At 66.4% G+C, this 3,060-nt stretch carries 3 protein-coding genes; all 3 read right to left on the bottom strand.

Annotated features, from left to right (window positions below):
* A partial coding sequence (locus tag ABZD10_RS14785; protein ID WP_372887669.1) for a 2Fe-2S iron-sulfur cluster-binding protein occupies window positions 1-2,104 on the bottom strand: 2,104 nt, incomplete at its 3' end.
* On the bottom strand, window positions 2,101-2,373 hold the full coding sequence (locus tag ABZD10_RS14780; protein WP_372887667.1) for a sarcosine oxidase subunit delta: 273 nt from the start codon (window positions 2,371-2,373) through the stop codon (window positions 2,101-2,103). The genes ABZD10_RS14785 and ABZD10_RS14780, both read right to left, overlap by 4 nt.
* 11 nt (window positions 2,374-2,384) lie before the next feature.
* On the bottom strand, window positions 2,385-3,060 hold a 676-nt coding region (locus tag ABZD10_RS14775; protein WP_372887665.1), incomplete at its 5' end, for an NAD(P)/FAD-dependent oxidoreductase.

Here is a 3,060-nt window from a genome sequence, read left to right as displayed (position 1 = left end):
GGTTTTCCCCCATCCGCGCCGTGGTGCCGTCATCCATCACCGTGCCGTCTTCGCGCAGCATCAGCCCATAGCGGGTGCGCCCCACCTTCAGGGTCGAGAACATGTTGGTATAGACGAAATCAAGGAACCGGCCCGCGTCGGGGCCCTGAAGGTCGATCTTGCCCAAAGTGGACACATCGCAGATGCCCACCGCGCGGCGCACCATATTGACCTCGCGGTCGCAGGACTGCCGCCAGGTGGTCTCGCCCGGGGCGGGGAAATAGCTGGGGCGATACCACAGCCCGGCCTCGATCATCGGCGCGCCGGCATCGACGCTGGCCCTGTGGCTGGTGGTAAAGCGCTGCGGTGCAAAGCCCGCGCCCTGCGCACCCGCCCCCATGGCGGCGATGGCAACAGGTACGTAAGGCGGTCGGAAGGTGGTGGTCCCGGTTTCGGGAATGCCGCGCCCGGTGGCATCGGCCAGCACCGCCAGCGCCGCCACATTCGAATTCTTGCCCTGATCCGGCGCCATGCCCTGCGTGGTATAGCGTTTCATATGCTCGACCGAGCGGAAGTTCTCGGCCGCCGCCAGCTTCACATCCTTGACCGTCACATCGTTCTGGAAATCAAGCCAGGCCCGGCCCTTGCCGGGCACCGCCCAAAGCGCCTTGACCCGATAGGCGCCGTCCTCGGCCTCGGGCAGATCCCAAGCGGCGGCCTTCAGCCCCAGATCGCCCAGCGCCGCCTGCGCCGCCTCGCCCCCCTGACGCAGGGCGTCCTGGGTCGAAAAGGCCCCGGTGCAGGCACCCGCCGCCTGCATCCCCGGGATTGCCCCGGCCACCGGCACGAAGGACTGGATCGCCTCGTTCCAGGCCGGGCGGCCATTCATGTGGCAGGTCAGATGCACGCTGGGGTTCCAGCCCCCCGACATGGCCAGACAATCGGTGTGCAGCCGGTCCTCGCCGCCGGTGGCGTACCGGAAGGTCACCGCCTCGAGCCCCTTGCGGCCGACGGAATTGCAGACCTCGGCGCCCTTGTAGACCTGATAGCCCTGACCGTCGGGCGCATCATGGCGCGAGTCGATGACCCCGGCCACATGCACCCCCGCCGCCACCAGATCGCGCGCCGTGCGATGGGCATCGTCGTTGTTGGCAAACACGGTCACGGATTTGCCCGGCGCGACGCCATAGCGGTTGAGATAGGTGCGCACCGCGCTGGCGGTCATGATGCCGGGGCGGTCGTTGTTGCGGAAGGCCACCGGGCGCTCGATCGCCCCCGCTGCCAGGATCGAGCGTTTGGCAACGATGCGCCAGAAGCATTCCAGCGGCCGCTCGCCCCTGTTTTCAACATGATGCGCCACCCGTTCCAAGGCCCCGAAAGTGCCCTGATCATAGGCGCCGGTCACCGTGGTGCGGGCCATCAGGCGCACATTGTCCATCGCCGCCAGCTCGGCCACCGTGGCAGCGGCCCAGTCCTGCCCCGGCTGGCCGGCGACCTCATAGGTCTCGCCGTTCAGACGCCCGCCCATGAGGCTGTCTTCGTCGCAGAGGATCACATCGGCCCCGCCGCGCGCCGCGGTCAGCGCCGCCATCAGCCCGGCCGGACCGGCGCCGATCACCAGCAGATCGCAGAAGGCAAAGGCCTTTTCGTAACGGTCCTGGTTGTGCTGACCGCTGAGCCCGCCGATGCCCGCCGCGCGCCGGATCACCGGCTCATAGAGCTTTTCCCAGAAGGCTTTCGGCCACATGAAGGTCTTGTAATAGAACCCGGCGCTGAGAAAGGGCGATGCCAGATCGTTGAGGCTGAGAATGTCGAAATCAAGCGATGGCCAGCGGTTCTGCGAGCGGGTTTCCAGCCCGGCAAAGACCTCCTGCATGGTGGCGCGCACATTGGGATCCTGCCCGGCGCCATGACCGACGGTGATCAGGGCGCCCGCCTCTTCGCTGCCGGCGCCCATGACGCCGCGCGGGCGGTGGTACTTGAACGACCGCGCCACCAGGCGGATGTCATTGGCCAGCAGCGCCGAGGCGACGCTGTCTCCGGCATAGGCATCGACCGAGCGGCCATCGAAGGTGAAGCTCAGCGGCGACGCGCGGTCGACCAGCCCCTTGCCATTGACCCTCATGCCAGTGCCTCCTTCACCTTCGAGGCCAGCTCGGTCTTCAGGATTTCATGGGTTATCGTGTTGCGGGTGACCACGATCCAGGCCGCACAGCCGCTCTCGTGGTACCACAGATCGCGCGTCACCCCGGCGGGGTTGTCGCGGTTGTGCACATAGTCGTCCCAGGCCACGTCGCCCGCCTCGGGGTCGGGGCGCTCCAGCGCCACGGCATCACCCACATAATAGAACTCGCGACGGTCGCGTTCGCCGCAATGAGGACAGGTAATACGCATCTCTTCTCTCCTCAGTGCAGGTTGTGCTGAGAGCCGGTGCCCTCTTCATCCATGATGCCCACCCCGGTGCGGAACCGGTCGAGCCGGTATTTGGCGGCCACCTCATGCGGGGTGTCGGTGGCCATCAGATGCGCCATGCACCAGCCCGAGGCCGGCACCGCCTTGAAGCCGCCATAGTTCCAGCCGCAGTCGATATAGAGCCCGTCGATGCCCTCCATCTTGTCGATGATCGGCGATCCGTCGGGGGTCATGTCCATGATCCCCCCCCACGAGCGCAGCACCTTGGCCTTGCCGATCATCGGCATCAGCGTCATCCCCGCCTCCATCACATGTTCCTTCATCGGCAGGTTGCCGCGGCTGGCATAGGAGGCGTAGAAATCCAGATCGCCGCCAAACACCAGCCCGCCCTTGTCGGATTGGCTCATATAGAAATGCCCCATGCCGAAGCTGACCACATGGTCGATCACCGGCTTCAGCCCTTCGGTGACAAAGGCCTGCAGCACATGGCTTTCGATCGGCAGGCGCCGCCCGGCCATTGCCGCCACCTGCCCCGACCGGCCGGCCACGATGATGGCGACCTTCTTGGCGCGGATCGGCCCGCGCGTGGTCTGCACGCCCTTGACCACGCCGTTTTCGATGTCGATGCCGGTGACTTCGCAGTTCTGGACCAGATCGACGCCGCGATCC

Origin of the sequence: Shimia sp. (genome assembly GCF_041624275.1) — a bacterium.
GTDB lineage: Bacteria > Pseudomonadota > Alphaproteobacteria > Rhodobacterales > Rhodobacteraceae > Shimia.
This window is presented reverse-complemented; position numbering and strand designations above follow the sequence as displayed.

Coding starts and splice junctions, on each gene's coding strand:
- ABZD10_RS14780 (WP_372887667.1), bottom strand. CDS start 2,373: ATGCGTATTACCTGTCCTCATTGCGGCGAACGCGACCGTCGCGAGTTC.